Raw genomic sequence first — 26,497 nt, forward strand, 5'->3', positions numbered from 1 at the left:
ATCGATGAAAGCATTATTAATAATAGATATCCAAAACGATTATTTTGAAAGAGGAATGATGCCCTTATCCAATTCTGAAGAAGCTGCTATGAATGCAAAAAAGCTCTTGACAGATTTCAGACAAAAGGAACTTCCCATAATCATCGTTCAACATATAGCGTCCAGACCCGAATCAGGATTTTTCTTACCCAATACATATGGAGCAGAAATACATGAAAGTGTAAAGCCATTAAATACCGAAAAGATTGTGGTCAAACATTTTCCCAATAGCTTCAGGGAAACAGATCTCGATAGCTATTTGAATAAATCAGGCATCAAAGATCTTGTTATTTGTGGTATGATGACTCACATGTGCATTGATGCAACAACACGGGCTGCAAAAGATTTAGGGTATGATTGTACTATTATTGGAGATGCCTGTGCTACACGAGACTTGGAGATATTCGGCAAAAAGACAGATGCTAAAGATGTTCAAAACTCATTCTTGTCTGCACTGAATTATTTTTACGCAAAGGTAACCACCACTGAACAATATTTGAACGATAACTTATTAAAACCAGAGGTATGAAAATTCTGATATTCGACAACTACGATTCATTTACATACAATCTTGTTCATCTGGTAAAGGAGCTAGGCTATACAGATGTGGATGTTTTCAGGAATGACAAAATAGCACTTGAAGATGTTGCTAAATATGATAAAATTATTCTTTCTCCGGGTCCCGGTATCCCTTCCGAAGCCGGATTACTATTACCCCTGATAAAAGAATATGCAGGCAAAAGACCAATATTAGGTGTTTGCCTTGGACATCAGGCAATAGGCGAAGCTTTTGGCGCTCAGTTGAAAAACCTAGAAGACGTATATCATGGAGTAGCAACCCGGATTAACATCACACAACCGGATTATATATTTGATACGCTAGGGTGCGAATTAGAAGTCGGACGCTATCATTCATGGATAGTAGACAATAACGGACTTCCAGACTGTATTGAAATAACAGCAACAGACAATAACGGGCAGATAATGGCGCTAAAGCATAAGGAGTTTGATGTGCATGGAGTACAATTCCATCCCGAGTCTGTTTTAACTCCTGCCGGAGAAACAATAGTAAAAAACTTTCTGAACAAATAATTAATACTAATATAATGAAAAAGAAAATCTTATTAAGCGAGAACGACATTCCTAGATGCTGGTATAACATTGTGGCGGACATGAAAAACAAACCTCTCCCGCCGCTTCATCCGGCAACCAAAAAGCCGTTGGAGGTAAGTGATCTGGAACCAATATTTGCGACAGAACTAGCCAAACAGGAACTAAATGATACCGACCGTTGGATAGAAATCCCCGAACCGATACGGGAACTATATAAAAATTACCGTCCTACACCGTTGGTACGAGCATACGGTCTAGAAAAAGCGCTGGACACACCGGCTCATATTTATTTCAAAAATGAAAGTGTCAGTCCTGTAGGTTCGCACAAATTAAACTCGGCAATAGCACAGGCATACTACTGTAAAGAACAGGGGATAACAAATATCACGACCGAAACCGGAGCGGGACAATGGGGTGCCGCCTTATCGTATGCAGCAAGCCATTTCGACCTGAATCTGGCTGTGTATATGGTTAAGATCAGTTACCACCAGAAACCTTACCGCCGATCTATTATGCAAGCATATGGAGCAGAGGTTATAGCTTCGCCCAGTATGAGCACGAAAGCCGGACGTAAAATAATTACAGAAAACCCGACTTATCAGGGAAGCCTCGGTACAGCTATCTCGGAGGCGATAGAGCTGGCATTGAACACACCGAATTGTAGATACACATTAGGCAGTGTTCTGAATCATGTGTCTCTGCATCAAACAATCATTGGGTTGGAGGCGGAAAAACAAATGGAAATAGCCGGAGAATATCCCGATATAGTAACAGGCTGTTTTGGCGGCGGATCGAATTTTTCCGGTATCACATTCCCTTTTCTGCGTCACAAATTGACCGAAGGAAAAGAAGTACGCCTGATTGCGGCAGAGCCGGCTTCATGCCCTAAACTGACCCGAGGTAAATTCGAATATGACTTTGGTGACGAAGCCGGATATACACCACTGCTACCGATGTACACACTAGGGCACAATTTTGCACCGGCAAATATCCATGCGGGTGGCCTTCGGTACCATGGTGCAGGAACTATTGTCAGCCAGTTGAAAAAAGACGGATATATAGAAGCTGTAGATGTAAAGCAACTCGATACATTCGAAGCGGCTATACTGTTTGCTAAAGCGGAAGGTATAATCCCGGCTCCTGAATCATCACACGCTATACACACAGCTATCCAGGAAGCATTGAAAGCAAAAGAGGAAGGAAGGCAAAAAACTATTTTGTTTAATCTATCCGGCCACGGGCTTATCGATATGGCTGCCTATGATCGTTATTTTGATGGAGAATTATCGAACCATGAGCTAGGCGACGAAGAGATTGCGAAAACAACAAATACACTAGAACATCTGGTTCCGTAAAATAAACTCTTAGCTGATAGCCGTTAGCAAATAGAATAACGGCTAAAAGCTATAAGTTAACAGCTAAAGATATGAAACAAATATTAAACAGACTCTTTGAGCATCAATATCTCAACAGATGTGAAGCAAAGGAAATATTGACAAAGATGGCTGCCGGAGACTATAATGATTCGCAAATCGCAGCATTCATCAGCGTCTTTCTTATGCGCAGTATCAGTGTTGATGAGTTTCTCGGATTTGCAGATGCACTTTTAGATCTGCGAGCCAATGTAGATGCGCTGGCGGCTTACAACCCTATCGACATAGTCGGTACAGGCGGAGATAATAAGAATACATTCAACATTTCAACGCTGTCTTGCTTCGTTGTTGCCGCATCAGGATACAAGGTTGCCAAACATGGTAATTACGGGGCAACCTCAGTCAGTGGAGCGTCCAATGTAATGGAACAGCACGGAGTGAAATTCACATCCGATGTAAGCAAGCTGGAAGCATCTTTGGACAAAACCAATATCGCTTACTTGCATGCCCCTCTGTTCAACAACGCGCTTAAGGTGGTTGCACCCATACGTAAGGCTCTTGGTGTTCGCACCTTCTTTAATATGCTGGGACCAGTGGTTAACCCAATAAAACCAAAGCGCACGGTGTTAGGTGTTTTCAATTTAAAAATGGCACGTCTGTATTTCTATATGTATCAACAAACGGATGTGGATTATTCGATTGTACATAGTTTAGACGGATATGATGAAATATCATTAACGGGAGATTTCAAAATAATCAATAAATTTGAAGAAAAAATATACAGCCCCGAACTAATTGGTTTTGAACGTTGCAAAGAAGCCGACCTGGACGGTGGCGCAACGCCGGAAGATGCCGCTAAGATTTTTGATAATATCATCTGTAATACAGCGACTAAAGCACAAAAAAATGCGGTGATTGCAAACGCTGCTACAGCAATTCAGACAATTGATCCGAATATGTCTTTCGAAGATAGTATTGCACAAGCGCGGGAAACGATAGAAAGCGGAAGGCTAAAAGATACATTTTTGAGATTCTTGGAGTTAAACACTTAATATATCAACGATACTCTGATATGAAAAAGGTTTTAATAATTAACGGACATCCCGACAAAGAAAGCTTTTGCTTTGGGCTACATCAGCAATATAAAAAGGGCAGCTTGGCGAAAGGCAATGAAGTAAAAGAAATTATCCTCGCTGAAATGACTTTCAATCCCATATTGATGTATGGCTATCGCAAAAGAACAGAGCTTGAGCCCGATCTGTTGCAAGCTTGGGACATGTTGCAATGGGCAGAACATATTGTTTGGATTTACCCTACATGGTGGGCATCCCCTCCGGCTCTATTGAAAGGATTTATAGAAAGGTTATTCCTTCCGGGATTCACTTTTGAATATCAGGAAAAGTCTCCGTTTCCAAAAAAGCTATTGATGGGAAAAACATCTGAAATCATCAGTACAATGGATGCTCCTGTTTTTTATTACAAATGGATAGTGAAAGATATTGGAGGAAAAATGATAAGAAAAAATATCGGTGCATTTTGTGGTATTAAAAATATCAGAACAACTTATCTGGCAACAATAAAAGGATCAACTACCGAACAACGGGAAAAATGGTTAAACAAAATAGAGCTATTAGCTCGCAAATAATGGATATAACAACCAATACAACATCGAAAGAACGTATACGACTAGCTATTTTCTGTCTGTATTTTTGTTCGGGTATGTGCTTTTCCAGCTGGGCAAGCCGAATTCCCGATATAAAGAATTCGTTAGGGCTGGGTGATGCAGCATGGGGTACTATCCTGTTAATGATCCCTATCGGACAAATATGCGGAATGACCATATCAGGCTTACTCATATCCAGAGTGGGAAGTAAACGTATTCTACCCTTAGCTCTTACAGGCTACGTCTTAGCGTTACTGCTTGTAGGGCTTTCTGGTTCTGAATATGCCTTGATCATGAGTCTTATATTTTTCGGCTTTTGCGGCAACTTCTGCAATATATCGGTCAACACTCAGGCTGTAACACTTGAGGCTACTTATAATAAACCGATCATGGCCTCCTTTCATGGAGGGTGGAGCCTGGCAGGGCTAGCGGGTGCTTCTGTAGGGCTGTTAATGGCATCGCTAAAGTTCAAACCTATCTATCATTTTTGCATCATCGGAACACTTGTTCTTATAGCTGTCTATCTCAATATGCGCTATCTTCAGGCTGATCTTAAAAAGCAAAAAGACCCGTCAGATGTTGCAGCTAGGAAAAAGAATAAGCCGGAGAAGTTTCTGTTCTTACTGGGTATTGTGGCATTTTGTGGCATGGCTGCCGAGGGTGCTATGACCGACTGGAGCGGGCTTTATCTGATAGATGTAGTAGGTACTCCCGTACATATGGCTCCTATCGGGCTCGCAGCATATATGATAACGATGGCATCAGGGCGATTTGTTATCGACAAAGCCACTCAGAAATGGGGTTCGCAACGAGTTGTTCAAGTAGGAGGTATCCTTATAGCAACAGGTCTGTTCGCTGCTGTAGTTTTTCCGCATTTCATAACTACTATCATAGCCTTTATGATTATCGGATTGGGTACGGCGGGTATTGTACCCACTGTGTATAGTATTACCGGACAGAAAACAAAGATATCAACCAGCATAGCATTGACATTAGTATCCAGTGTAAGTTTCCTCGGCTTTTTGATGGGACCTCCTCTAATTGGTTATATTGCAAGTGCAACCAACTTGCGATATTCTTATGCACTAATAGGTATGTTCGGTATTTGCATTGTAGCATTGGCCTCTGTTATTAACGTTCTGAAGAAAGAAAAACAATAAAATAAGATATGATTAATATTTTAGATAAGATAATTGCAAACAAACGGTTGGAAGTAGAAAGACATAAAAAAGACACTTCTATCAACGAGTTAGAAAAAAGATTATCGACAATCACTACTCCTGCTTCTTTTAAAGAAGCTATCAAGAATTCAAGAACAGGGATTATTGCGGAGTTTAAGCGTCGCTCACCTTCTCGTGACTGGATTTTTAAAGATGCAAAAATAGAAGACGTAATTCCTCTATACTCCCAAAACGGAGCCAGTGCAATATCTGTACTTACCGACATGGATTTCTTTGGAGGGGAATTAGCTGATCTGGAATTAGCCGGAAGTCTTACAAAAACGCCATTATTACGTAAAGATTTCGTAGTAGATGAATACCAATTGTATCAGGCTAAAATATCCGGAGCCAGTGCCATATTGCTGATTGCCTCAGCTCTGACGATAGATGAGACAAAACAACTGGCAAAAAAAGCAAAGGAACTAAACCTTGATGTTTTGTTAGAAATTCATAACGAGCAGGAACTTCATCATATCAATGATAAGGTAGACGTTGTAGGAGTCAACAACCGCAATCTGGGAACCTTTGTTACAGATATACAAATCTCATTTGATCTGACAGATAAAATATCGAACGACTTTATTAAGATATCCGAAAGCGGTATCTCCCAGCCTCAAACAGTCATAGATCTGCAACAGGCAGGATATAAAGGATTCCTGATGGGAGAAAATTTTATGAAAACAAATAATCCGGGGAAAGCATTGGAAGACTTTATAAACCAATTGGCATGAAGATCAAAGTCTGCGGGATGAAATATCCTGAGAATATACAAGAGTTAAACAATTTACCTATTGATTATATGGGTATGATATTCTATCAGAAATCACCCCGCTATATTGATTATCAACTATGGCAAAACGTAGGGGATATACACTCTCGTAATATCAAAAGAGTAGGCGTATTTGTGAATTCAACAATAGATTTCATCGTTAAAATGATTGACAAATATAAGTTAGACTTAATCCAATTGCACGGAAACGAATCTCCAAACTTTTGTAGCGAGTTAAACAAGTTTATCCCTATAATTAAAGCTTTCAGCATTTCTGAAGCTTCTGACTTTGAACAGACCAAAGCATACGAGGGGCTTCGGGGATATTTCTTATTCGATACCAAAACCTCACAATATGGAGGTTCGGGAAAAAAATTCGATTGGGCAATATTAGATGCTTATGATGGAGATACTCCATTCTTCCTTAGTGGAGGAATATCGGCTGAAGATGTTGAGCAAATAGAAGCAATAAAGCACCCTCGGCTATACGGAGTAGACCTTAATAGCAAATTTGAAATAGAACCGGGGTTAAAAGATATACAACTTCTTGATCAATTTATAAAACAACTAAGAAATGAATAGAATAAAACAACTGTTTGAAAAAAAACAAAAGAATATATTATCCATCTATTTTACTGCGGGATTTCCGCAATTGAATGACACCTGTGATGTTATTCGCGAATTAGAAGCAAATGGTATCGACCTGATAGAAATAGGTATTCCATTTTCAGACCCGATGGCCGATGGCCCGACTATTCAGGAAAGTGGAACAATTGCTCTTCGCAATGGCATGACATTAAAGGTCTTGTTCGAACAGTTGAAAGACATCCGTAGCGATGTGACTATACCTCTCATCCTGATGGGTTATCTCAATCCGATTATGCAATATGGTTTTGAGAACTTTTGCAAACAATGCAAAGAAACAGGTATAGACGGAGCTATCATTCCCGATCTTCCATTCAATGACTATATATCTCAATATAAACCAATAGCAGACAAATACGATATAAAAATAGTCATGCTCATCACCCCTGAAACATCAGATGAGCGTATACGCCTGATAGATCAGCATACCGATGGCTTTATCTACATGGTTTCGTCAGCATCTACTACTGGCGCACAGAGTAACTTTGATGATAAAAAGCAAGCTTATTTCCGCAAAATAAATGGAATGAATCTTCGCAATCCCCGTTTGATTGGATTCGGTATATCCAACAAAGCAACATTAGAAGCCGCACAAGAGAATGCAAGCGGAGCGATTATAGGAAGTAAATTTATCACATTACTAAAAGAAAGTGCTAATATAAAAGAGGCAGTAAAAGCTCTAAAAGAAGCGTTGAGTAAATAAAAAAATCCTCTACTTATAGGACTATAAGTAGAGGATTTTTTTATTTTGTATTATCCCATTAGAAGGTATATCCTAAAACTATGTTATAGGATTTGAATTTATCCGATCCATTTTTCTGAGCAGTGTCCACAGTACCGTTCTGTTGTATAGACGCTTGAAGTAAAAGATCATGTTTCTTATTTAGAGCATAGCTTACACCTGCATTTATAAAATAACCAAAGTAAGAATTTCGGAGGCTATACAAATATTTTTTCTCTGGTGAATTCTGATAAGAATACTTAACATTATCAGCAAAGATGCGTGTGTATGCTAACCCTCCACCTATTAGTGGACGAATCTTTTTCAATGGTAATTTATATTCTAACCCAACTTTACCGGTTCCATATATTACATTCATATCAAAATTTAATTTATATCCGGAAAATACAACTTCATTAGAAGCATCAATTCTTGAAAACGAGACTTCTAATTGAACTGCAAAAGATTGACTCCAACGAGGATTAAACACATTGCCTTTTAACCCTATAGTAGGTTGCATACCTCCAAACTTGTATTTTCGATCTTTATCATTAATCAGTGTATATGTGCCCCATTGTAATCCTCCAAAAAGAGTTAATTGAAGAACACTCGGATTCTTATCAGGGTGTTGATTTTCAAATATTATACATTCTTCGCCGGTAGAACAAGTCTCATCATGATACAACTTTGCTATATTTATAAATGACTTCTGTTTAAAATCAATATTACTTAATCGACTTGTTATTGTAGGGTAGTCTTTAAAGTATCTTTTCAGTGTATTCTTATATTTTACATCTTTAATAAGACGTAGGCTATTAACATCTATAAAATCTTCTTTTTTTGTAATCTCAATTAAATCCCCATCTTTATCAAACAAATAATATACTTTACCATCTGATCTTAAATAATAGAGATCCATCATACCTTGAACCAAATATTCAAGAAAAAATTTCTGGGGAATACTATCTATTGTCACTTCACGCGTAACATAGTATTTTCCTTCATCTGAGAACTTATAACCCGCAATATCACCGGGATAATATATTTTTTCGGCTTGCTCAGATTTGAATGTACATCGTGTTGCATTTATGGCATCAGTCCTAAAATCGATCAAGCCATATATTGTATCGTTGTCATTGGTGATAACATAGCCTTTTTTATAATTACTTTGGGCTTTAAGAGATGCGAATAATACAAAAAAAATAAAAGAGCACAGAAATAATTTTCTTTTCATAAATTCAGTTTTTCATAGTGTGAGATGTTAATACAAAAAGCGAATGTATTAAAAATTTAAACAAAAAAGAACATTTTTTAATATAAATTCCATAGCAAAAAATAATACCTTTGCTCATCAACTTACGCACGACTTTTTACCTCGTTAATGACTAAGATTAAAGAATATACAAAGTGGATAGGAAAACTTATATACAAATATAAATTTACTATACTGGCTCTAATATATATTGGTCTGATAGCCTTTTTGCCTATCAATTTAGCTTCAAGTATTCCGATGGCCATACATGTTGTTTCATTTGTATTCATCTTGAATATTTTAGCCAAGACCAAATACACATTTATAATTACATTTATACTCGCATTTATACTTACGTTCAATGCCTATTTCGCATTTGTCTTAGGTAGCGATATTTCGCTGGATATGATGGCCTCGATATTCGAGACGCATACGACAGAGGCCGCAAGTATGCTGAAAGGTGGAGTGGTGATCGGTGCTCTGATAGCATTAGCTGCTACAACTCTGCTTCTATGTTTATCAGAAAAGGAACTAAAGAAAGCTAGGCTCTCTATAAAATGGTCTTTAATCGGATTGTTAATTTATCTCTTCTTATTCCTACCGTTTGTTTGTTATAAACGCATCGCTTACGAATATCAAGAAGACCTGTTTACAGAATTCCCTATTCGGGTAGGGCAAGATAAAGTAAATATGTATGCACCTATTCTTTATGGCAATATAGCAACAATTATAGCTTACCAAGAAGAGATGGCGCAACTACGAAAGTTCTCTGATCAGAGCAGTAAAAAGCTTCCCAAAGGAATACTACTCAGCGATACAGTACAAAAACCCGAAAAAATATATCTTGTTATCGGAGAGAGTGCCCATCGCAAACATCTTTCTCTGTACGGTTATCCGATAAAAACAACTCCGTTTTTGGATAGCTTGGCACAGACTACACCCTCCCCTATAAATTACTATGATGGTATTGCGTCAGCAGCTTTTACACGGAATGCTTTACGTATAGCCTTGTCTTTTGCATCGCCAACAGATATGACCCCGTTTTATCAAGAGAAAACACTTATAAACCTAGCCAATGATGCGGGATATGAAACTTATTGGTTGTCTAATCAAGGAGCATCGGGGATTCAAGATTCTTATTTAGGTTATTTAGCTGCCGGAACAAACAAAGCGGTATTTACTAAAGGGGGGTATCTGGCTAATGACGATTTCGATCTTATCCCGATACTAAAAGAAGAGCATAAACCCGGTAAAAAACAGTTCTTTATTATACATCTGGTAGGAAGCCATAATAACTATTCGGATAGATATGATAATATAGATGCCGAAGCAACACCTAGCTCTGGCTCTGCTCTGCAAACAGACTACGACCGTTCTATACATCATACCGACAGGGTAATGCGTGAAATATACAAGGTGATGCAACAAGACTCCACGGCTGTCTTCTTTCACTTTTCGGATCATGGAGAGATCCTAGGTAAAGGACACGGCCCTTGGAAAAATGGTATTGCCCAATATGATATCCCACTTATAACCATACAGAAGAACGAAAGTAGGATTAATTTCGTAATGGATAAATACATTGATCCTGTAACCAAGCTGATCAACAATTCGAGCACAATATATGTACTGGCTGAGATGATGGGATATATTATACCACAGAAGTACGTAGACAAATCTATTGAGGAAGGACGCTATGTGCGCCATAGCGATCAAAGCTATTCTCCATATTCAGAAATAAAAGAAGAACCCGAATATATCAAGTTTAAGTATTAATTAATAAAAAATAAAGACTATTACGATAAGCAAATATTGATAAATATAAATAAGTAAATTAATCATAAAAGCAATTGGGCTATCTATCTATATAGAGTCTTTTTACTAACTTTGGACTTCTTATTTTAAAATAATTCGTATAGATACTTTCTATGAAAAAAATATCATTCTTATTTTTCCTGTCAATCGTTCTGTCAGTATCGCTTTATGCGCAACAACCTGCGTCGTGGACAACCAAGCTTGTTGATAAAGGAAACGGAGAAGTTGAATTAACAACAACTTTTCGAATAGATCCTACATGGCATATTTTTGACATAACTATTCCTGAAAATGGACCGATGCCCACAACGATATCAATCGATAAGCTGAAGGGTGCAACTAAAATCGGTAATCTGAAAGCAGTCAACTCCAAGTTGAAGAAAAAATATGACGACATATTTCAGATGGAGTATGGCTACTATGAGAATCAGGCTACTTTTGTTCAAACACTTAAAATAACCGACAAAGCAGCTTTTGCTCTCGAAGGTGATTTTCGTGGACAAGTATGTAGCGAGATTGACGGGCAGTGTATTCCAATAAAAATTGATCTGGACTTCAAATCAAAAGATTTACCCGCTACAGTTGTTGCTGCTAAAGCAGGCGAATCCGATAGTACCTCTGAAGGATTATCAGCTGAACAAATTTCGGCTGACAGCTTATCTTCATCGGTATCAAGTACTACAGCAAGTGTAAGCAGTGAAGAACTTTGGACACCTGTAATAAGCGAACTGAAAGCTTATGGTGCTGCGGGAGATACCTCCGACATGTCACTTCTTTGGATTTTCCTAGGAGGTTTTGGCGGTGGACTTATCGCCCTACTTACACCTTGTGTATGGCCGATGCTACCTATGACTGTGAGCTTTTTCCTTAAACGAAATAAGAAAAACAAAGGCAAAGCGATAAAAGATGCTATTACCTACGGAGTGGGAATTATCATTATATATGTCACCCTCGGATTATTAATAACCGGAATATTTGGAGCCAGCGCTCTGAATGATTTAGCTACAAGCGCCATATTTAACCTGATATTCTTTGCATTGTTGGTTGTGTTTGCTATATCATTCTTCGGTGCATTCGAGATGGTTTTACCATCTTCATGGACGAACAAAATGGATCAAAAAGCCGATTCTACTACAGGTATTATCAGTATTTTCTTCATGGCTTTTACACTGGCACTCGTTTCATTCTCTTGTACCGGGCCTATAATAGGCACATTATTGGTACAGGCTGCCGGGTCGGGTAGCATAATAGCTCCCGCAATCGGGATGTTGGGTTTTGCTGTTGCATTAGCTATTCCATTTTCATTATTTGCAATATTCCCTTCTTGGCTCGAAAGTATGCCAAAGTCGGGCGGATGGTTGAACTCCGTAAAGGTCGTATTAGGATTCTTAGAACTCGCGCTTGCCCTGAAATTCTTATCAGTAGCCGACCTTGCATACAAATGGGGTATATTAGACCGTGAAGTATTTCTAGTATTATGGATTGTGATATTCGTTCTGCTTGGAGTCTACTTGTTAGGTAAATTGAAACTACCGCACGACAGCGACCTGAAATATGTATCTATTCCACGTTTACTTATGGCTATTGTATCATTTGCTTTTGCCGTATATATGGTTCCCGGCTTGTGGGGTGCTCCTCTCAAAGCGATCAGTGCATTTGCACCGCCATTATATACTCAGGACTTTAGCCTATACAATGGTGTTGTTCATGCCAAGTTTGAAGACTATGAGGCTGGGATGAAATATGCTCAGGAGAAAAACAAACCTGTTATTATAGACTTTTCGGGCTATGGTTGTGTAAACTGTCGCAAGATGGAAGCTTCTGTTTGGACAGATCCTCGTGTAAAACAGTTGCTTGACGAAGAGTATGTACTTATCACCTTGATGGTAGACGACAAAACAAAATTGAATGAGGTGATGGAAGTTCAGGAAAATGGTAAGACTACAAAATTGAGAACAATAGGAGACAAGTGGAGTTATCTGCAACGACATAAATTTGCGACAAACTCTCAGCCTTATTATGTTCTTTTAGACCATGCCGGAAAACCAATAGGACCATCATACGCATACGATGAAGATGTAAATAAATACATCGAATTCCTGAAAAAAGGATTGGATAATTTCAAAAAGAAAAAAGAAGAAGTAAAATAAAATGAAAGCAGGCAGTAGCCTGCTTTCTCTAAATTTATACACGATGATGCATACAAGAAAACAAAAAATGGAAGCCTTTGGACGTTTGCTCGACATCATGGATGAGTTGCGGGTAAAGTGTCCGTGGGATGCAAAACAGACAAATGAGAGCTTGCGTACCAATACGATAGAAGAGGTTTATGAACTTTGTGAAGCCATTATTCAGAATAGTGATGAGGCTATCAAAAAGGAGCTTGGAGATGTTTTGCTACATGTTGTATTTTATGCAAAAATCGGCGAAGAGAAAGGAACATTCGATGTAGCGGATGTATGTCATTCTTTGTGTGACAAATTAATATATCGTCATCCTCATGTATTCGGAGATGATGCTGCGAAAACAGCCGGAGAGGTTGAAAAATCGTGGGAACAACTAAAACTAAAAGAAAAGGGAGGAAACAAAACCATTCTTGAAGGTGTTCCGGCATCATTACCATCTATTGCAAAGGCTCACCGTATACAAGATAAAGCTCGCAACGCAGGATTCGATTGGGAGAACCGAGAAGACGTTTGGGATAAAGTTTCTGAGGAGCTTCAAGAGTTGAAAAACGAGATATCAAAAATGGATGAAGATAAAACAGAAGCTGAATTCGGAGATATGTTTTTTAGCCTTATTAATGCAGCACGTCTATATAAAGTGAACCCGGATAATGCTCTGGAACGTACCAATCAGAAATTTATACGTCGTTTCAATTACATAGAACAAGAAGCAAAAAAACAAAATAAGAATTTAAAAGATATGACCTTAGCCGAAATGGATGCTTTATGGAATCAGGCTAAAGAGATGGAATAATCTCCATAAAAGGATTTAACTATCTGATATAAATAAAAAAGACGCATTTTGTTAAATGCGTCTTTTTTGATAGTATCCTATTTATATTAGATCCAACGAACAAAAGCAAAATCCTGACGATGTGCCATATCCGCATGCTTCGGATATACACGGTAAGCAAAGTTGCATAGTCCCGGAATCTTGGCTATTGAATCCAATTCAAAATATAATTTCGAACCCTCTGCCTTAACAAGCTTAAAGTCTTGAGAAGAGATAAACTTGTCTGTTTTCTTATCCGCATCATATTCGGTAAGCACACAGTCTATGCCCAAATCGCCTTTCATATCTCTCTTGTCAATAACAACTTCCACTTTAATCTTTTCACCTTCAGTAAAATTGTTTGATGCAAGCGGAGTTCCGTCTTTTATATTCTGACCATTGAAAGTAATCTTCTCTACTACAAGCTTGTCCCAATTAGTGGCAGTATCTTCTTTCCATGCTGCCAATTCTTTCGCCTTAGCATAGTTATTCGCTGTAACCAGTTTGATGCGTTCTCTTTCTGGCTTATAGAAGTTCTTGATGTAATCATCAATCATTCGCTTAGTTGTATATTCAGGCGCAATATTAGCGATCGAGTTCTTTATAAACTGTATCCACTCAGGCGAATATCCTTTAGAGTTACGTGCATAGTAAAGAGGTAATATTTCATTCTCGAAAGTAGAATAGATCTCAGCTGCATCTAATTCGTCCTGATAAGCCTGATTGGAATAAGTACGTTTATCAGTAAGGCACCAGCCGGCCTCTTTTTTGTAACCTTCGTACCACCATCCGTCAAGTACAGAGAAATTAAGAACTCCGTTCATTTCGGCCTTTTCGCCTGATGTACCCGAAGCCTCAAGTGGACGAGTCGGTGTATTCAACCAGATATCTACTCCTGAAATCAAACGTTTCGCTAAACGCATATCATAATTTTCAAGGAAGATTATCTTTCCAAGAAATTCAGGACGGCGTGATATTTCTACAATCTGTTTGATCAAGCCTTGCCCTGCTCCATCTGCAGGGTGAGCCTTACCTGTGTATAAGAACTGGATTGGATATTTTTCATTATTTACCAGCTTTGCCAAACGGTCAAGGTCTGTAAATAGCAAATGGGCACGCTTGTAAGTAGCAAAACGACGACCAAATCCAACGAGTAATGCGTCGGGGTTGATTTTATCTACAATATTGAAAATAGCTGAAGGAGCCTTTTGACTCTTTATCCAGCCTTCTTTCATTTGTTCCTGTACATAGCTGATAAGACGTTTTTTCAAGATAGAACGAACATTCCATAGCTCTTCATCTTTTACACTATATATATTATCCCAGATTTCGTGATTAGACTGATCATCATAGAAACTCTTGTCAAATGTTTTTTCATACAACAACTTCATTTCTTTTGCTGTCCAAGTCGGCATATGAACACCGTTTGTTACATGTCCTACGTGCAACTCTTCAGGGAAATAAGCCGGCCAAACAGGCTGAAACATCTGACGGGAAACAATACCATGCAGATAACTAACTCCATTAGCCTCAAGGCAAGTATTCAGGGCAAATACACTCATGCTGAATTTTTCACCACTTCCCGGATGCTCACGTCCCATGTCTACAAAGTCTTGCCAAGAGATACCTAACCGTGCAGGATAGTTCCCTAAATATTTACCAAGAAGACCTTCGTCAAAATAGTCGTGTCCTGCAGGAACAGGAGTATGCACAGTATACAAACCTGAAGCACGTACAACCTCTAACGCTTGATTAAATGTAAGACCTTCTCCTTCGATAAGATCGAGCAAACGCTGTACATTAATAAGAGCAGCATGACCTTCGTTGCAATGATAGATTTCTTTTTTGATACCTAATTTATTAAGCAACAAGATACCTCCGATACCAAGTAAATATTCTTGTTTCAGACGATTTTCCCAATCTCCACCATATAATTGGTGAGTAATAGGTTTGTCATATTCGCTATTCAAGTCGATATCCGTATCGAGTAAGTATAGGCTTATACGCCCTACATTCACTTTCCATATATTTGCGTATATATCTCTATCCGGATACGGAACAGCCAAAATCATCTGATTGCCATCCTCATTCAGCACGGGCTCGAGAGGAAGGTCTCCGAAGTTTTGAGGCTCATAGTTTGCTACCTGCTGGCCGTCAGGAGAAATAGACTGGGAGAAATATCCGTAACGATAGAGGAAGCCCACTCCTGTAAGATCTACATGACTGTCACTTGCTTCTTTCAGATAGTCTCCGGCTAAGACTCCTAAGCCTCCCGAATATATCTTTAATACATGAGTAAAACCATATTCCATACTAAAATATGCAACAGACGGTTTTGATGTATCAAATTTTTGAGACATATATTTATCGAACTTCTTAATAACGTTATCTACTTTATTCATTAAGGTAGCGTCTTTAAGAATCTCTTCTATTCTTTCATTAGATAATTTATGAAGCAATAGAACCGGATTGTTGTCTGAATCTTTCCAAAGTTCCGGATCAAATTCGGCGAAAAGATCAGTAGCTTCATTGTTCCATACCCACCATAAATTACGTGAAATTTTTTCAAGCGGTAATAATTCTTTTGGTAAGTTCACTTGTGTATGCGCACTTCTCCATGTAGGATTATTCGAATAACTTGCTTTAATTCTCATAGATGTTATATATTTAAACTTGTGATTATCTGATGTCGTTATGTATAATTGTAAAAGTACAAATATAACATATTTAGCAACCTTTATCGTTATATTACCTAATTATAACTTTTATAAAAGCTGCAAACGTTTGCAAAGTTTAATTTACTTTCTTTCAGAAGCTTTAGCTAATGCTATATCATAGGCTTCTTCATAATATTTGAAAAAATGAGCCCAATCTGCCAATGCAGCTCTATCGAGTGCAGCCTTACGCAGGATACGTTCTTGTTCTGCACTTTTGGTCGTCATTTCAAACACTCTGTTACAAATATCTTCCGAAACTTCTATAAAATTATAATCGTCTCTCGTTACGACCTCTGCTCCGTCATCCATTCCTTTTTCATCCCCTTCTTTACGCATCCACAAGCCAAATCCGGCTAAGGACGTAGTTATAGTAGGAACTGAAAAAGCGATACTTTCGTGTGGCGTATATCCCCACGGCTCATAATATGAAGGGAAAACAGATACATCCATTCCTATCAACAAGTCATAGTAAGGAATATTAAAAATACCATCATTCCCATTCAGATATGAAGGAACAAAGATAATTTTCACTCTATCTTCCTTTCTGTTCTGTAGTCGCAAATACGAAATTTGATTCAGGATAGAGTCATTATTCATGTTTTTCAGCCAGTGAGTAATATGAGGAAAGGTCAATGATGTATCAGGGGTTTCCTCTTTGCTCAATCTTTCTTGCAGGTCTGTACGTGGAGTATCTATCCACGCCGGAACCATAATGAATGCAATCACATCTTTTTCGAGTTGCTTAATGTGTTCCAACCTATTCATAGCGTCGATAAATACATCAAGCCCCTTGTTTCTGTATTCATAACGTCCGCTTGTTACCACCAGAAGGGCATCTTCTTGTATATCATACCCTAATAACTTTTCGGTAACATTGATTAGTTTTTTTCTTGCTGCAAGACGCTTGGCTTCGTGTTCTTCGCCAACAGGTATAAAGTCTTTCTCGAAACCATTTGGTGTTACCAAAGGTTCACGGTGAAGTAATTGCTTACATTCTTTAGCGGTTATATCGCTCACTGTAGTAAAACAATCTACTTCCTGAGCAGCCGTTTTCTCAACAGAATGCTTTGCTTGCATATTTAATTCACGAGCCATCTGATCGCTATCGTATGCAAACAAATAGTTATATAATGGTTTGCCATTCCCTGCTATAGAGCGACCGATGGATGTTGCATGGGTAGTAAACAGTGTACCCACTTTTGGCAAACGATCTTTTACATAGAGTGCACCTATCCCGAGCATCCACTCGTTGAAGTGTGCTATGACTTTCTTTTTGTCAAGATTATAATATCTATAGAAACTTTCGATTATAGCACCTGTAGCATAGGCAAACATACACGCTTCGTCGTAATCGCCGTACGCATGCAGAGAGTCTACCCCAAACTTGTGCCACATGTAGCTATATATCTCATCTTTATGAGCAAAGAGGCTTTCAAAGTCAACAAGTATCACAATAGGTTCACCCGGAACGAGCCATCTCCCGACTCTTACCTTCAACCTATCGTATATCGAAATTGTCTTTACCCATTCGGCAAACAACTTGTTGTCTTCTTGAAACCAAGGGCTTGTAGTCTCTTTCCAAATATCAGGACCGATGAAGATTGTTCTGTCTTTATACTTTTCCTGCATTGTTTTTGCTTTGGTCGACAGCACGGTGTAAATGCCTCCAACCTTGTTACATACCTCCCAGCTTGTTTCAAAAATATAATCAGGATTATTGAGTCGCTTTGCCATAAATGATGCTAATTCGTGTCTTACGTTTATGAATAAATAGAATTAAATAAAAGCAAATAAGGGCTATCGTTCTCTTTTTTTAGTAACTTTGCCCTCGCTTTTAGAAACCGCAAAGGTAACAAAGATAATAAACATATAAATATATTTTGACTGTGAGTAGTAGAAGAAAGCTTAAAAAAAGTATAAACGAATCAATAGATTTATTATATACTGACTGTGTATTTTACAAAGTATTTGTAATAGATGCTGACCAGGCAGCTGCAGATAAAGTAATAACTCGAATAGTAGAAACTCAGGAAGAATTTCTGAAGAGAGTGAATGTAAACGAGGGAAAAGAAGTTAAAGGCAGAGTAAAAGCTTATTACAAAAAGGTTAAAGCTGATTTCAAAGAGCAGATCAACTCTATTGCCAAAGAAATAGAATCTTTAGGTTAATGAAAAGTATATGTAATTTTATCCTCCGCCTTATAGGTTGGAAGATTACAGGTCTGAATAATTTACCAGACAAATGTGTTATATGTGTTGCCCCACATACCAGTAATTGGGATTTACCATTGGGATTGATTGTTTATAAAGCGATGGGACGAAAAGCATCCTTCCTGATTAAAAAAGAATGGTTTTTCTTTCCCATGAATCTATTATTCAAATTGTTGGGAGGAATTCCTGTCGACCGTTCCAGAAAGTCATCACTAACAGAGCAGATGGCAGAAATATATTCTAAAAGAGAAAATTTTCAACTAGCCATAACACCTGAAGCCACTAGAAAAGCCAACTCTGAATGGAAAAAAGGTTTTTATTTTATAGCTATGGAAGCCGATGTGCCTATTGTAATTGCAGCTCTTGACTATGGCAAGAAGGAGGCAAACTTCAAGCAAATAATAATGCCTACAGGTAATGTAGAAGGAGATATTGCCAAAATAAAAGCTCTTTACAAAGATGTAGTAGCTCGTCGTCCCGAACACTTCTCGATATAAGAAAGGAATATAAAACAAAAATATTTGTTGTTTTTAAAACTCTGACTTAAACATTTAAGTCAGAGTTTTTTGTTTGTTCTTGTTTCTTAATCTCATTTTTAATTTATGTTTGAGTGAAATATAATCAAAAATCACGACCCAATAAACGTTTGAACATAACACCTTAAATATCTGTTTATTTATATACATGACCTTAAACTTATATTGTAAAAACAAAGTCTTGATGATTTATAAAACAGGTGCGCATGCAACGAACCGACTCTATTTCCGTCTAAAATATAATTTACAATAGAAATGAATATACGTATATACATTGTTTTATATGTATAATTCCGGAGGATAATTCAATATAGAATATTAATCATAAAGAAAAAACTACATAAATATTGACAAAATTAAAAGAGAAACATTATGAAACACTTTTTAAAATCAGCAACCTTTTTTCTTACACTTCTTACTTTAGCTTTCGTTATTCAAAGTTGTAATTCTGTAAAACCTATCGAAAAAGCTCAACTAGAAGGTGGTTCTTGGGTTTTGAAAACACTCAAGGGAGAGCCTGCACAAACAGCATTCTCGGGAGAACTTCCGAATATAAATTTTGATTTTTCGAAAAACCTGCTATCTGGTAGTGGAGGTTGTAATCGTTATACAGGAGGTTTTACATTGAGTGAAAAAAATATATTTTCTGCGCCTCAATTAGCATCTACCATGATGGCATGTATGCATGCGAATAAGGAATCTGAGTTTTTAGCAGCTTTATCAACTCCTAATCTTGTGGTTTCTCTGTCAAAAGAAGGGCAACTCACATTTTCGGAAGGAAAAAATGTATTATTAGAGTTCGAAAAGTCTCAAAAAACAGCCACTTCGGAAGTAACAAACATTGTTAATATTGATAATATATCAGGAAAATGGATTTTGAGTTCTATCGAAGGGGAAGACATGGCAGTATTATTCCCCGACAAACCAGCCTCGATGGAAATAACAACAGACGGTAAAGTTTTTGGTAATGCAGGATGTAATACCTATCGCAGTACTTTCACTTTAGAAGAAAATACGATTAAATTCGGTCCTGCCATGTCTACCAAAATGGCATGTCCGAGCTTAAAAGGTGAATCTCTATTTCTTTCTAAATTGTCTACACCTCTACAAGCAGCTTTAACAGGAGATAAACTCACCTTTTTGAGCGAAGGCAAAGTTGTACTGGAATTTACAAAAGACACAGGCGATAAATAAATAACGATAAAAACAAGATAATATGGAGCTGTATTTAACTAGAATACAGCTCTTTTTTTAATTCAATACTTTTTTTGCATTTTCGCTGTAACAAATTTTTGGGTTGTTTCGTCTTAGTAATAGAAAGTGGATGAAAGCGCACATCTAACAAATTTATAACGACTCAAATATAAAAACATTTATGAAAAAGTATTTAATTTGTCTGGTATTAACTATTGCGTTGGGCCAGATAGCATACGGCCAAAGTTTAAACAAGTTGATGGATAACTTATCTAAAGTAGAAAACATTGAAACCGTTAAAATCGGACCTTTTATGATGACTTTAGGAAAAGCATTTGGAGGAGTGGGTAATATGCCGGTTGCCAGAGGAATACATTCGATGGAAGTATATGACCTATCAAGCTGCAACTCTGCTGTAAAGCAAAATCTAACCGACCAAATGGAAAAATTAAAAGATGGGGACGGTTACGAAACGCTGCTAATGGCTAAAGACAAAGATGATAATGTACGCATTATGATGAAAAAGAAAAACAATACAATAAGCGACATGGTTATACTTTGTATGAGTGCAAACGACCCGACTATAGTGAAGTTTTCGGGTAAAATAAAAGAAGAGGATCTGACCCAATTAGTTCAGAAATACGACAAATAGGATCTATTAAAATTACGTAAACACAATTATAAATAAAAAAACAGAACATTATGAAAAAGTATATTTTTTCTTTAGTATTGACCTTCGTTGCAGTACAATTCACTTATGCTCAAGATTTGAATAGTTTTATGTCTGAGTTTTCGAAACAAGAAGGTGTACAACGACAATTAGTAGATCGCTCTATGCTCGATATGTCTATGAAGGCAGCCATGACTGCTGATTCAACCGGGCAAATGGTTTCCAAAATGCCGGCATTCATGCAAAAGATAGACTCTATAGAAGTTCTTGCTATTGAAAAATATAGTCCTGAGGTAAAAACTAAATTTCTGGAAGGTATTCAAAGTTTCAAAGATGGAAATGGATATGCAACCCTACTATCGGTGAATGAAGCCGACGACAATGTGAAAATTATCTCGCACAAAGAAGGTGACTTATTTACCGGTGTATACATTCTGGTATTAGATAATGAAGATGCTGTGATTGTAAAGATGTCCGGCAACCTTACCGAATCGGATCTTACGGAAATACTTAAAGAACAAAATAAAAACAAATGAGATGGATGCAGAAACTTTTAAAAAAGTGTTTCTACCATATCATCAGAAGTTATACCGAATAGCATACCGAATAGTACAGGATACAGCCAATGCAGAAGACATAGTGCAAGAAACGTTCATCAAGCTCTGGAACAAGAAAGACGAATTGGAGCAGATCGAAAATACAGAAGGCTTTGCCATTATCATCGTTCGCAACACTTGTCTCGATTATCTGAGAAAAGCAAAGAATGACTATCATACATCATATGATACCGAAATACCCGAGAGCTCATCTCTGTCTAAGCAATTAGAAATACAGGATGACGCTGCATATGTAAAAGATCTGATAAATAAGCTACCCGATCAGCAACGGCAGGTGATAATGATGAAGCACTGGGATGGATATACTGATGAAGAAATAGAAAACATTACCGGAATAAGCCCCGGAAACATACGGGTTATACTATCCAGAGCAAGGAAAACGATAAGAGAGCAATACTCTAAAATAGAACAAAGATGAAGACAAGCGAAATAAAAAAATTAGTCGAAGCTTTTTACAATGGAGAGACTACAATAGAAGAAGAAAAGCTATTGCTAAGTTATTTTCAGGGTGAAGATGTTGCGGAAGAATTGCTAAAAGAAAGGGATTTATTTCTCGACTTATACAAATCTGAGCCTATTGACGTTCCTCTTCATTTAGAAGCGAAGCTAGGCACTCTGATAGATGAACTAGCAGCAAAAGAAACAGTAAAGGTAAAACTAAAACCTGCATCAAAGAAGAAATATATACTGAGGTGGGCAGGAAGCATCGCCGCGGGTATAGCTATATTAATTACAGCAGGCATATATTTCAACAAACAGGAGAAGGAAACAACGGCACCTATAGCTCAGACCATTGATAAGACTATCGACAAGGCAGACGAACAAAAGATAAAGGAAGCGCAAGAAGCTCTAGTCCTGTTATCGTCGAAGTTCAATAAAGGTATGGATCAACTGGCTTTAGTATCAACAAATCTGGATAAAACAAACGAAATATTAAATAAAACTTTCAACAGAAAAAAAGATAAAGAATCATGAAATTAAAAGGATTACTAACAGCATTTGTGTTTATGCTCAGTCTTATAGCTGTTCAGGCACAAGATAAAATGTTTGAAAGATTCTCTAACAACAAGGATATTACAACTGTATACATTTCTAAAGCTCTTCTGTCTATGGTTCCTAATATGGATACCGGAGGTATGAATGTAAAAGGTTTGGCAAATAAGCTGGAACAACTCGAAATATACACCAGCGAAAACAAAAACTCTATCAAACAGATGATGCTTGAAGCTGAGTCTTTGAAGAAGAATAAGGCATTCGAATCTCTGATGTCTGTAAGAGAGAGCGATCAGATAATCAATTTTTATGCACAGAAAGACGGTAACAACAAATTCAAAGACTTGGTAATGGTTATAAGTCAAAATACCGAATGTACTATTATTCGTATCGTAGGTAGTTTTACGATGGAAGATATAAAAAAAGTAATGGATAAATAAAATATGATCCTTGCTATTAAATAGTAAAGAGGCTGTCTAAATATTAGACAGCCTCTTTACTATATATAGATAACTTGTATTATCCGTTTACTTTAGCCATAGCTGCGATAAGATCAAGACATTTGTTAGAATATCCCCACTCATTGTCATACCAGCTAACTACTTTAACGAAAGTTGGGCTCAATTGGATACCAGCTTTTGCATCGAAGATTGAAGTACGAGCATCGCCAAGGAAGTCTGAAGAAACTACTTCTTCGTCTGTATATCCAAGAACACCTTTCAATTCGCCTTCTGATGCATCTTTCATAGCTTTGCAGATATCATCGTAAGATACTTCTTTAGAAAGACGAGCAGTAAGGTCAACTACAGAAACATCCAATGTAGGAACACGGAATGCCATACCTGTAAGTTTTCCGTTTAGTTCAGGAATAACTTTACCTACAGCTTTAGCAGCACCGGTAGAAGAAGGAATGATGTTACCGGCAGCAGCACGTCCACCTCTCCAGTCTTTAGCTGAAGGTCCGTCTACTGTTTTTTGAGTTGCAGTAGTAGCGTGTACTGTAGTCATCAAAGCTTCAACGATACCAAACTTGTCGTGCAATACTTTAGCGATAGGAGCAAGACAGTTTGTAGTACAAGAAGCGTTAGAAACGAATTGAGTTCCTTTTACATATTTATCTGTGTTAACTCCACAAACGAACATAGGGGTATCGTCTTTTGAAGGAGCTGACATTACTACATATTTTGCACCAGCGTCGATGTGACCTTGAGCTTTTGACTTTTCAAGGAAAAGACCAGTAGATTCAACAACATATTCAGCACCTACTTCGTTCCATTTCAAGTCTGCAGGATTCTTTTCAGCAGTTACACGGATAGCGTTTCCGTTAACAACCAATTTACCGTCTTTAACTTCAACTGTTCCGTCAAATCTACCGTGCATAGTATCGTAACGCAACATATAAGACATATATTCTACGTCGATAAGGTCGTTGATACCTACAATCTGAATGTCATTTCTTTTTTGTGCAGCACGGAAAACAAGACGTCCAATACGTCCAAAACCGTTAATACCTACTTTAATCATTTTGTTTTAATTTTTATAGTTAAAAAATCGAGTATATCCAACTTAAAAGCTTTTGAGAAGATGTGAAATTATGTTATAAAACATGCTTTCTGAAAAGCTGTACAAAGTTAATATTTTTTTCCTTATCAAATAATTTTGTTTATTATTTTTAAGGGCTATAAAGCTGTTTGTTGTGGTGACAATCACCTTTTTAGCCTTTTTGTAAAGTCGAGTTATCTTTTTTACACATTTCTTTTGACTAAAAAAAGACCCTCTGCCACCCTCTTTTTATTTTCGAGTTTTCTTCCTTACACTTGATTTTCCATTTCTCATACCACTACCACCTTCTCTGTATCCTGCCTGCATCTTTTTCTCTTTGTATGATGAATTAGCAGACTTGCCTTTAGTTTGAGGAGTCTTTGTTTCTTGTGGTTTTGTTTTCTTTTTCGGCGCACTCTCAGTTTTTACAGAAGATACTGTTTTCTTACGCAGTATTTCCAATTCTTCTTTTGTAATATTACGCCATTGACCAACTTTTATGTTACCCAACTTTATATGCATTATTCGTATGCGCTCGAGCCTCACTACATTATATCCAAGATATTCGCACATGCGCCGTATTTGACGGTTCAGTCCCTGTCGCAATATAATATTAAACGAATGAGTCCCCGTTTTAACCACTTCACATTTACGAGTAACAACTCCTAGAATTGGCACTCCGCCTTGCATCTTTTTAACGAAATCCTCATTTATAAGCTTATCCACAGTTACATGGTATTCCTTTTCATGATTATTGTCGACGCGCAGCATCTTATTCACCATATCTCCTTCATTAGTCAGGATTATAAGACCTTGCGAATCCTTATCAAGCCTCCCTATCGGAAATATCCGTTCGTCATGTCCCACGGCATCAATAATATTATTGGGCTCATCCAAATCTGTGGTACTTACAATTCCAATCGGCTTATTGTAAGCAATAAAGACAGGCTCGGTATTACAGGTAACTGTCTCTCCATAGACTTTCACTTCTTGCCCGGCCAGCACCTGACTTCCGATAGAAGCTCTTTTTCCATTAATTGTAACACTCCCCTGTTCTATCAGTTTATCAGCCTCTCGTCGCGAACAATAACCGCTATCGCTGATATATTTATTTATACGCATTTACTTTATTTAAGATGTTTTTGTTAGAAACAATTTGAGATATTTTTTCGAAGTTATAAGACCGACGATAGAAGAATCAAAAAAAATTAGTAGCACATATTTTACAGATATAGATAACTAAGATGTGCCGGATGAAAAGTAGGCAACCCCACTTTACGCATAAAATATTTTCAGGTCTACTTATCTTTTTTCACCACGAACCACTATGTAAAGCTACACATTTTTAGCTATAAAAGCTAATTCTACAACCATCCATTTTCTTTATACCAACTCACAGATTCTTCAAGCCCATCATTCAAGTTGTATTTAGCAGTAAAACCCAGATCGTTTACAAGAGGGGTTATATCACACTCCCAATTGCGCTGTTTCATTATTATATATTTATCCCTATTCAAGGTCGAAGGCTTCTTTGTTATCCTAGAAATACTTTCAGCCACAATAGAAACAGCCTTCAATATCCACAAAGGAACTTTAAGGCTTAACACGCGTTTCTTTTCTATAACTTGCTTTACCAACTGCGTATACTCCTTGTCTGTATATACATCTCCGTCGGCTACAAAATAAGCTTTATTCTTGAGTTCCGTCTTCAGCGCAAGAAATACGGCATCCACCAAATCTTTCACATATATAAAAGTCAGGTGTTGTGGCTTAAAACCTGCACCCACATCAAGTCCGGATTTGACAGTCTTTAGCATCAGAAAGTAATCTTTCTCTCGAGGCCCATATACACCTGTAGGGCGTAATATTATATAAGGGAAATCGTCCATCGAGCGCAGATAACATTCTGCTTTCAGTTTACTCTTCCCGTATGCCGTATTAGGATTCGGCGTATCGGTTATCTTAATAGGAGTATAATTTTCTTCATCTCCTACACCAAAAGCACTAAGACTACTCATCAATACAAATTTATCGGGAACAGCTTCTACTTCTCGCAATGCATCGATAAGGTTGGCTGTATATCGAAAATTTATTTTATCAAAATCTTCGGCATCTAAACATTTAGTGACTCCGGCATTGTGTACGACATAATCAAACATGCCAAATTTCTTTTTAAAGTGAGATAGCTGTTCTTTCAATTTATTTTTATCCCCAAAGTTCAGGTCTAAAAATTGAATACGATCATCCTTCAGATACTCACGACTGCTGCTTTTACGCACGCCTGCCCAAGTTTCATACCCTTCCTCCAAAGCCTTCTCGACAAGAAAACTCCCTATAAAGCCACTGGCTCCTGTAATCAAAATACGTTTGGTCCTCATATCGAGAACAAATTTACAACAATCTGCGTATTC

General features: G+C 37.5%; 26 protein-coding genes. 20 read left to right on the forward strand and 6 right to left on the reverse strand.

Translation table 11 applies throughout. The annotated features are described in order from the left end of the window. The first annotated feature begins 4 nt into the window (after positions 1–4). The 9 genes from QOX35_RS10440 to trpA all read left to right on the forward strand — a co-directional run bounded on the left by QOX35_RS10440 (position 5) and on the right by trpA (position 7,525). Positions 5–568: a cysteine hydrolase family protein gene (locus QOX35_RS10440; RefSeq protein ID WP_283686846.1), complete on the forward strand. Its 564-nt coding sequence runs from the start codon at positions 5–7 to the stop codon at positions 566–568. Beyond that, positions 565–1,131 carry an anthranilate synthase component II gene (locus QOX35_RS10445; RefSeq protein ID WP_283686847.1) on the forward strand — a complete coding sequence of 189 codons (567 nt, stop codon included), beginning with the start codon at positions 565–567 and terminating at the stop codon, positions 1,129–1,131. Before QOX35_RS10440 ends, QOX35_RS10445 begins: the two co-directional genes overlap by 4 nt. Before the next feature lie 11 nt (positions 1,132–1,142). Then, entirely contained in the window at positions 1,143–2,507 is a 1,365-nt protein-coding gene (locus QOX35_RS10450; protein ID WP_283686945.1) for a TrpB-like pyridoxal phosphate-dependent enzyme, read from the forward strand. A 71-nt stretch (positions 2,508–2,578) separates the two neighbouring features. Beyond that, positions 2,579–3,577 carry an anthranilate phosphoribosyltransferase gene (trpD, locus tag QOX35_RS10455; protein ID WP_283686848.1) on the forward strand — a complete coding sequence of 333 codons (999 nt, stop codon included), beginning with the start codon at positions 2,579–2,581 and terminating at the stop codon, positions 3,575–3,577. A gap of 20 nt (positions 3,578–3,597) precedes the next feature. Further along, positions 3,598–4,170, forward strand: a complete 573-nt coding sequence (locus QOX35_RS10460; protein WP_283686849.1) for an NAD(P)H-dependent oxidoreductase — start codon at positions 3,598–3,600, stop codon at positions 4,168–4,170. Further along, complete coding sequence (locus QOX35_RS10465) at positions 4,134–5,348, forward strand: MFS transporter (protein WP_283686850.1); 1,215 nt, start codon at positions 4,134–4,136, stop codon at positions 5,346–5,348. Before QOX35_RS10460 ends, QOX35_RS10465 begins: the two co-directional genes overlap by 37 nt. Positions 5,349–5,356: 8 nt before the next feature. Next, positions 5,357–6,139 (forward strand): indole-3-glycerol phosphate synthase TrpC, encoded by a 783-nt coding sequence (trpC, locus tag QOX35_RS10470; protein ID WP_283686851.1) that lies wholly within the window; start codon positions 5,357–5,359, stop codon positions 6,137–6,139. Beyond that, positions 6,136–6,759 (forward strand): phosphoribosylanthranilate isomerase, encoded by a 624-nt coding sequence (locus QOX35_RS10475; RefSeq protein ID WP_283686852.1) that lies wholly within the window; start codon positions 6,136–6,138, stop codon positions 6,757–6,759. Before trpC ends, QOX35_RS10475 begins: the two co-directional genes overlap by 4 nt. Then, entirely contained in the window at positions 6,752–7,525 is a 774-nt protein-coding gene (trpA, locus tag QOX35_RS10480) for a tryptophan synthase subunit alpha (protein ID WP_283686853.1), read from the forward strand. Before QOX35_RS10475 ends, trpA begins: the two co-directional genes overlap by 8 nt. Positions 7,526–7,583: 58 nt before the next feature. Here trpA and QOX35_RS10485 read toward each other — a convergent pair whose 3' ends face one another. Beyond that, positions 7,584–8,777 carry an outer membrane beta-barrel protein gene (locus QOX35_RS10485; RefSeq protein ID WP_283686854.1) on the reverse strand — a complete coding sequence of 398 codons (1,194 nt, stop codon included), beginning with the start codon at positions 8,775–8,777 and terminating at the stop codon, positions 7,584–7,586. Between the two features lie 147 nt (positions 8,778–8,924). Between QOX35_RS10485 and QOX35_RS10490 the strand changes: the two genes are divergently transcribed. The 3 genes from QOX35_RS10490 (at position 8,925) to mazG (ending at position 13,589) form a co-directional block, all read left to right on the forward strand. Then, a complete protein-coding gene (locus tag QOX35_RS10490) occupies positions 8,925–10,571 on the forward strand; it encodes a phosphoethanolamine transferase family protein (RefSeq protein WP_283686855.1) in 1,647 nt (548 codons plus the stop codon). 152 nt (positions 10,572–10,723) lie between these two features. Next, positions 10,724–12,760 carry a protein-disulfide reductase DsbD family protein gene (locus tag QOX35_RS10495; protein ID WP_283686856.1) on the forward strand — a complete coding sequence of 679 codons (2,037 nt, stop codon included), beginning with the start codon at positions 10,724–10,726 and terminating at the stop codon, positions 12,758–12,760. 46 nt (positions 12,761–12,806) lie between these two features. Continuing rightward, entirely contained in the window at positions 12,807–13,589 is a 783-nt protein-coding gene (mazG, locus tag QOX35_RS10500) for a nucleoside triphosphate pyrophosphohydrolase (protein WP_283686946.1), read from the forward strand. A gap of 86 nt (positions 13,590–13,675) precedes the next feature. Here the strand turns inward: mazG and glgP are convergent, their stop codons facing one another. Next, positions 13,676–16,261, reverse strand: a complete 2,586-nt coding sequence (gene glgP / locus QOX35_RS10505; RefSeq protein WP_283686857.1) for an alpha-glucan family phosphorylase — start codon at positions 16,259–16,261, stop codon at positions 13,676–13,678. Positions 16,262–16,405: 144 nt separating this feature from the next. Beyond that, positions 16,406–18,058, reverse strand: a complete 1,653-nt coding sequence (locus tag QOX35_RS10510) for a glycogen/starch synthase (protein ID WP_283686858.1) — start codon at positions 18,056–18,058, stop codon at positions 16,406–16,408. A gap of 152 nt (positions 18,059–18,210) precedes the next feature. On the opposite strand from QOX35_RS10510, the gene QOX35_RS10515 reads away from it, so the two are divergent. The 8 genes from QOX35_RS10515 to QOX35_RS10550 all read left to right on the forward strand — a co-directional run bounded on the left by QOX35_RS10515 (position 18,211) and on the right by QOX35_RS10550 (position 22,984). Continuing rightward, positions 18,211–18,492, forward strand: coding sequence for a hypothetical protein (locus QOX35_RS10515; protein ID WP_135103604.1), 282 nt, complete (start codon positions 18,211–18,213; stop codon positions 18,490–18,492). Continuing rightward, positions 18,492–19,031 (forward strand): 1-acyl-sn-glycerol-3-phosphate acyltransferase, encoded by a 540-nt coding sequence (locus QOX35_RS10520; RefSeq protein ID WP_283686859.1) that lies wholly within the window; start codon positions 18,492–18,494, stop codon positions 19,029–19,031. Before QOX35_RS10515 ends, QOX35_RS10520 begins: the two co-directional genes overlap by 1 nt. A gap of 411 nt (positions 19,032–19,442) precedes the next feature. Continuing rightward, complete coding sequence (locus QOX35_RS10525; protein WP_283686860.1) at positions 19,443–20,264, forward strand: META domain-containing protein; 822 nt, start codon at positions 19,443–19,445, stop codon at positions 20,262–20,264. Between the two features lie 181 nt (positions 20,265–20,445). Then, positions 20,446–20,916 (forward strand): DUF4252 domain-containing protein, encoded by a 471-nt coding sequence (locus QOX35_RS10530; RefSeq protein WP_283686861.1) that lies wholly within the window; start codon positions 20,446–20,448, stop codon positions 20,914–20,916. 50 nt (positions 20,917–20,966) lie between these two features. Then, the gene (locus tag QOX35_RS10535) at positions 20,967–21,470 is read left to right on the forward strand and encodes a DUF4252 domain-containing protein (protein WP_135103607.1); all 504 of its coding nucleotides are present in this window, start codon (positions 20,967–20,969) and stop codon (positions 21,468–21,470) included. A gap of 1 nt (position 21,471) precedes the next feature. Next, positions 21,472–21,969 carry a GFO_1088 family ECF-type sigma factor gene (locus QOX35_RS10540; RefSeq protein WP_252638229.1) on the forward strand — a complete coding sequence of 166 codons (498 nt, stop codon included), beginning with the start codon at positions 21,472–21,474 and terminating at the stop codon, positions 21,967–21,969. Continuing rightward, positions 21,966–22,526: a PG0215 family putative anti-sigma factor gene (locus QOX35_RS10545; RefSeq protein WP_283686862.1), complete on the forward strand. Its 561-nt coding sequence runs from the start codon at positions 21,966–21,968 to the stop codon at positions 22,524–22,526. The genes QOX35_RS10540 and QOX35_RS10545 overlap by 4 nt, the downstream gene beginning before the upstream one ends. Then, on the forward strand, positions 22,523–22,984 hold the full coding sequence (locus QOX35_RS10550) for a DUF4252 domain-containing protein (protein ID WP_283686863.1): 462 nt from the start codon (positions 22,523–22,525) through the stop codon (positions 22,982–22,984). The genes QOX35_RS10545 and QOX35_RS10550 overlap by 4 nt, the downstream gene beginning before the upstream one ends. Before the next feature lie 79 nt (positions 22,985–23,063). Here QOX35_RS10550 and gap read toward each other — a convergent pair whose 3' ends face one another. The 3 genes from gap to QOX35_RS10565 all read right to left on the reverse strand — a co-directional run bounded on the left by gap (position 23,064) and on the right by QOX35_RS10565 (position 26,464). Then, complete coding sequence (gene gap / locus QOX35_RS10555; RefSeq protein ID WP_006842178.1) at positions 23,064–24,068, reverse strand: type I glyceraldehyde-3-phosphate dehydrogenase; 1,005 nt, start codon at positions 24,066–24,068, stop codon at positions 23,064–23,066. Between the two features lie 267 nt (positions 24,069–24,335). Next, a complete protein-coding gene (gene rluF / locus QOX35_RS10560) occupies positions 24,336–25,208 on the reverse strand; it encodes a 23S rRNA pseudouridine(2604) synthase RluF (protein ID WP_283686864.1) in 873 nt (290 codons plus the stop codon). 242 nt (positions 25,209–25,450) lie between these two features. Then, the gene (locus tag QOX35_RS10565; protein WP_283686865.1) at positions 25,451–26,464 is read right to left on the reverse strand and encodes an NAD-dependent epimerase/dehydratase family protein; all 1,014 of its coding nucleotides are present in this window, start codon (positions 26,462–26,464) and stop codon (positions 25,451–25,453) included. Positions 26,465–26,497 lie beyond the last annotated feature (33 nt).

Source organism: Dysgonomonas sp. Marseille-Q5470 (assembly GCF_951230145.1).
Lineage (GTDB): Bacteria > Bacteroidota > Bacteroidia > Bacteroidales > Dysgonomonadaceae > Dysgonomonas.

What these genes read in the sequence shown, in the direction of transcription:
- glgP (WP_283686857.1), bottom strand. Translation starts at nt 16,261, where the DNA reads ATGAGAATTAAAGCAAGTTATTCGAATAATCCTACATGGAGAAGTGCG.
- QOX35_RS10490 (WP_283686855.1), top strand. Translation starts at nt 8,925, where the DNA reads ATGACTAAGATTAAAGAATATACAAAGTGGATAGGAAAACTTATATAC.
- QOX35_RS10525 (WP_283686860.1), top strand. Translation starts at nt 19,443, where the DNA reads ATGAAACACTTTTTAAAATCAGCAACCTTTTTTCTTACACTTCTTACT.
- QOX35_RS10495 (WP_283686856.1), top strand. Translation starts at nt 10,724, where the DNA reads ATGAAAAAAATATCATTCTTATTTTTCCTGTCAATCGTTCTGTCAGTA.
- trpD (WP_283686848.1), top strand. Translation starts at nt 2,579, where the DNA reads ATGAAACAAATATTAAACAGACTCTTTGAGCATCAATATCTCAACAGA.
- QOX35_RS10565 (WP_283686865.1), bottom strand. Translation starts at nt 26,464, where the DNA reads ATGAGGACCAAACGTATTTTGATTACAGGAGCCAGTGGCTTTATAGGG.
- QOX35_RS10440 (WP_283686846.1), top strand. Translation starts at nt 5, where the DNA reads ATGAAAGCATTATTAATAATAGATATCCAAAACGATTATTTTGAAAGA.
- QOX35_RS10475 (WP_283686852.1), top strand. Translation starts at nt 6,136, where the DNA reads ATGAAGATCAAAGTCTGCGGGATGAAATATCCTGAGAATATACAAGAG.
- QOX35_RS10465 (WP_283686850.1), top strand. Translation starts at nt 4,134, where the DNA reads ATGGTTAAACAAAATAGAGCTATTAGCTCGCAAATAATGGATATAACA.
- QOX35_RS10535 (WP_135103607.1), top strand. Translation starts at nt 20,967, where the DNA reads ATGAAAAAGTATATTTTTTCTTTAGTATTGACCTTCGTTGCAGTACAA.
- QOX35_RS10445 (WP_283686847.1), top strand. Translation starts at nt 565, where the DNA reads ATGAAAATTCTGATATTCGACAACTACGATTCATTTACATACAATCTT.
- QOX35_RS10460 (WP_283686849.1), top strand. Translation starts at nt 3,598, where the DNA reads ATGAAAAAGGTTTTAATAATTAACGGACATCCCGACAAAGAAAGCTTT.
- rluF (WP_283686864.1), bottom strand. Translation starts at nt 25,208, where the DNA reads ATGCGTATAAATAAATATATCAGCGATAGCGGTTATTGTTCGCGACGA.
- trpA (WP_283686853.1), top strand. Translation starts at nt 6,752, where the DNA reads ATGAATAGAATAAAACAACTGTTTGAAAAAAAACAAAAGAATATATTA.
- QOX35_RS10550 (WP_283686863.1), top strand. Translation starts at nt 22,523, where the DNA reads ATGAAATTAAAAGGATTACTAACAGCATTTGTGTTTATGCTCAGTCTT.
- gap (WP_006842178.1), bottom strand. Translation starts at nt 24,068, where the DNA reads ATGATTAAAGTAGGTATTAACGGTTTTGGACGTATTGGACGTCTTGTT.
- QOX35_RS10545 (WP_283686862.1), top strand. Translation starts at nt 21,966, where the DNA reads ATGAAGACAAGCGAAATAAAAAAATTAGTCGAAGCTTTTTACAATGGA.
- QOX35_RS10510 (WP_283686858.1), bottom strand. Translation starts at nt 18,058, where the DNA reads ATGGCAAAGCGACTCAATAATCCTGATTATATTTTTGAAACAAGCTGG.
- QOX35_RS10530 (WP_283686861.1), top strand. Translation starts at nt 20,446, where the DNA reads ATGAAAAAGTATTTAATTTGTCTGGTATTAACTATTGCGTTGGGCCAG.
- trpC (WP_283686851.1), top strand. Translation starts at nt 5,357, where the DNA reads ATGATTAATATTTTAGATAAGATAATTGCAAACAAACGGTTGGAAGTA.
- QOX35_RS10520 (WP_283686859.1), top strand. Translation starts at nt 18,492, where the DNA reads ATGAAAAGTATATGTAATTTTATCCTCCGCCTTATAGGTTGGAAGATT.
- QOX35_RS10485 (WP_283686854.1), bottom strand. Translation starts at nt 8,777, where the DNA reads ATGAAAAGAAAATTATTTCTGTGCTCTTTTATTTTTTTTGTATTATTC.
- QOX35_RS10540 (WP_252638229.1), top strand. Translation starts at nt 21,472, where the DNA reads ATGGATGCAGAAACTTTTAAAAAAGTGTTTCTACCATATCATCAGAAG.
- mazG (WP_283686946.1), top strand. Translation starts at nt 12,807, where the DNA reads ATGCATACAAGAAAACAAAAAATGGAAGCCTTTGGACGTTTGCTCGAC.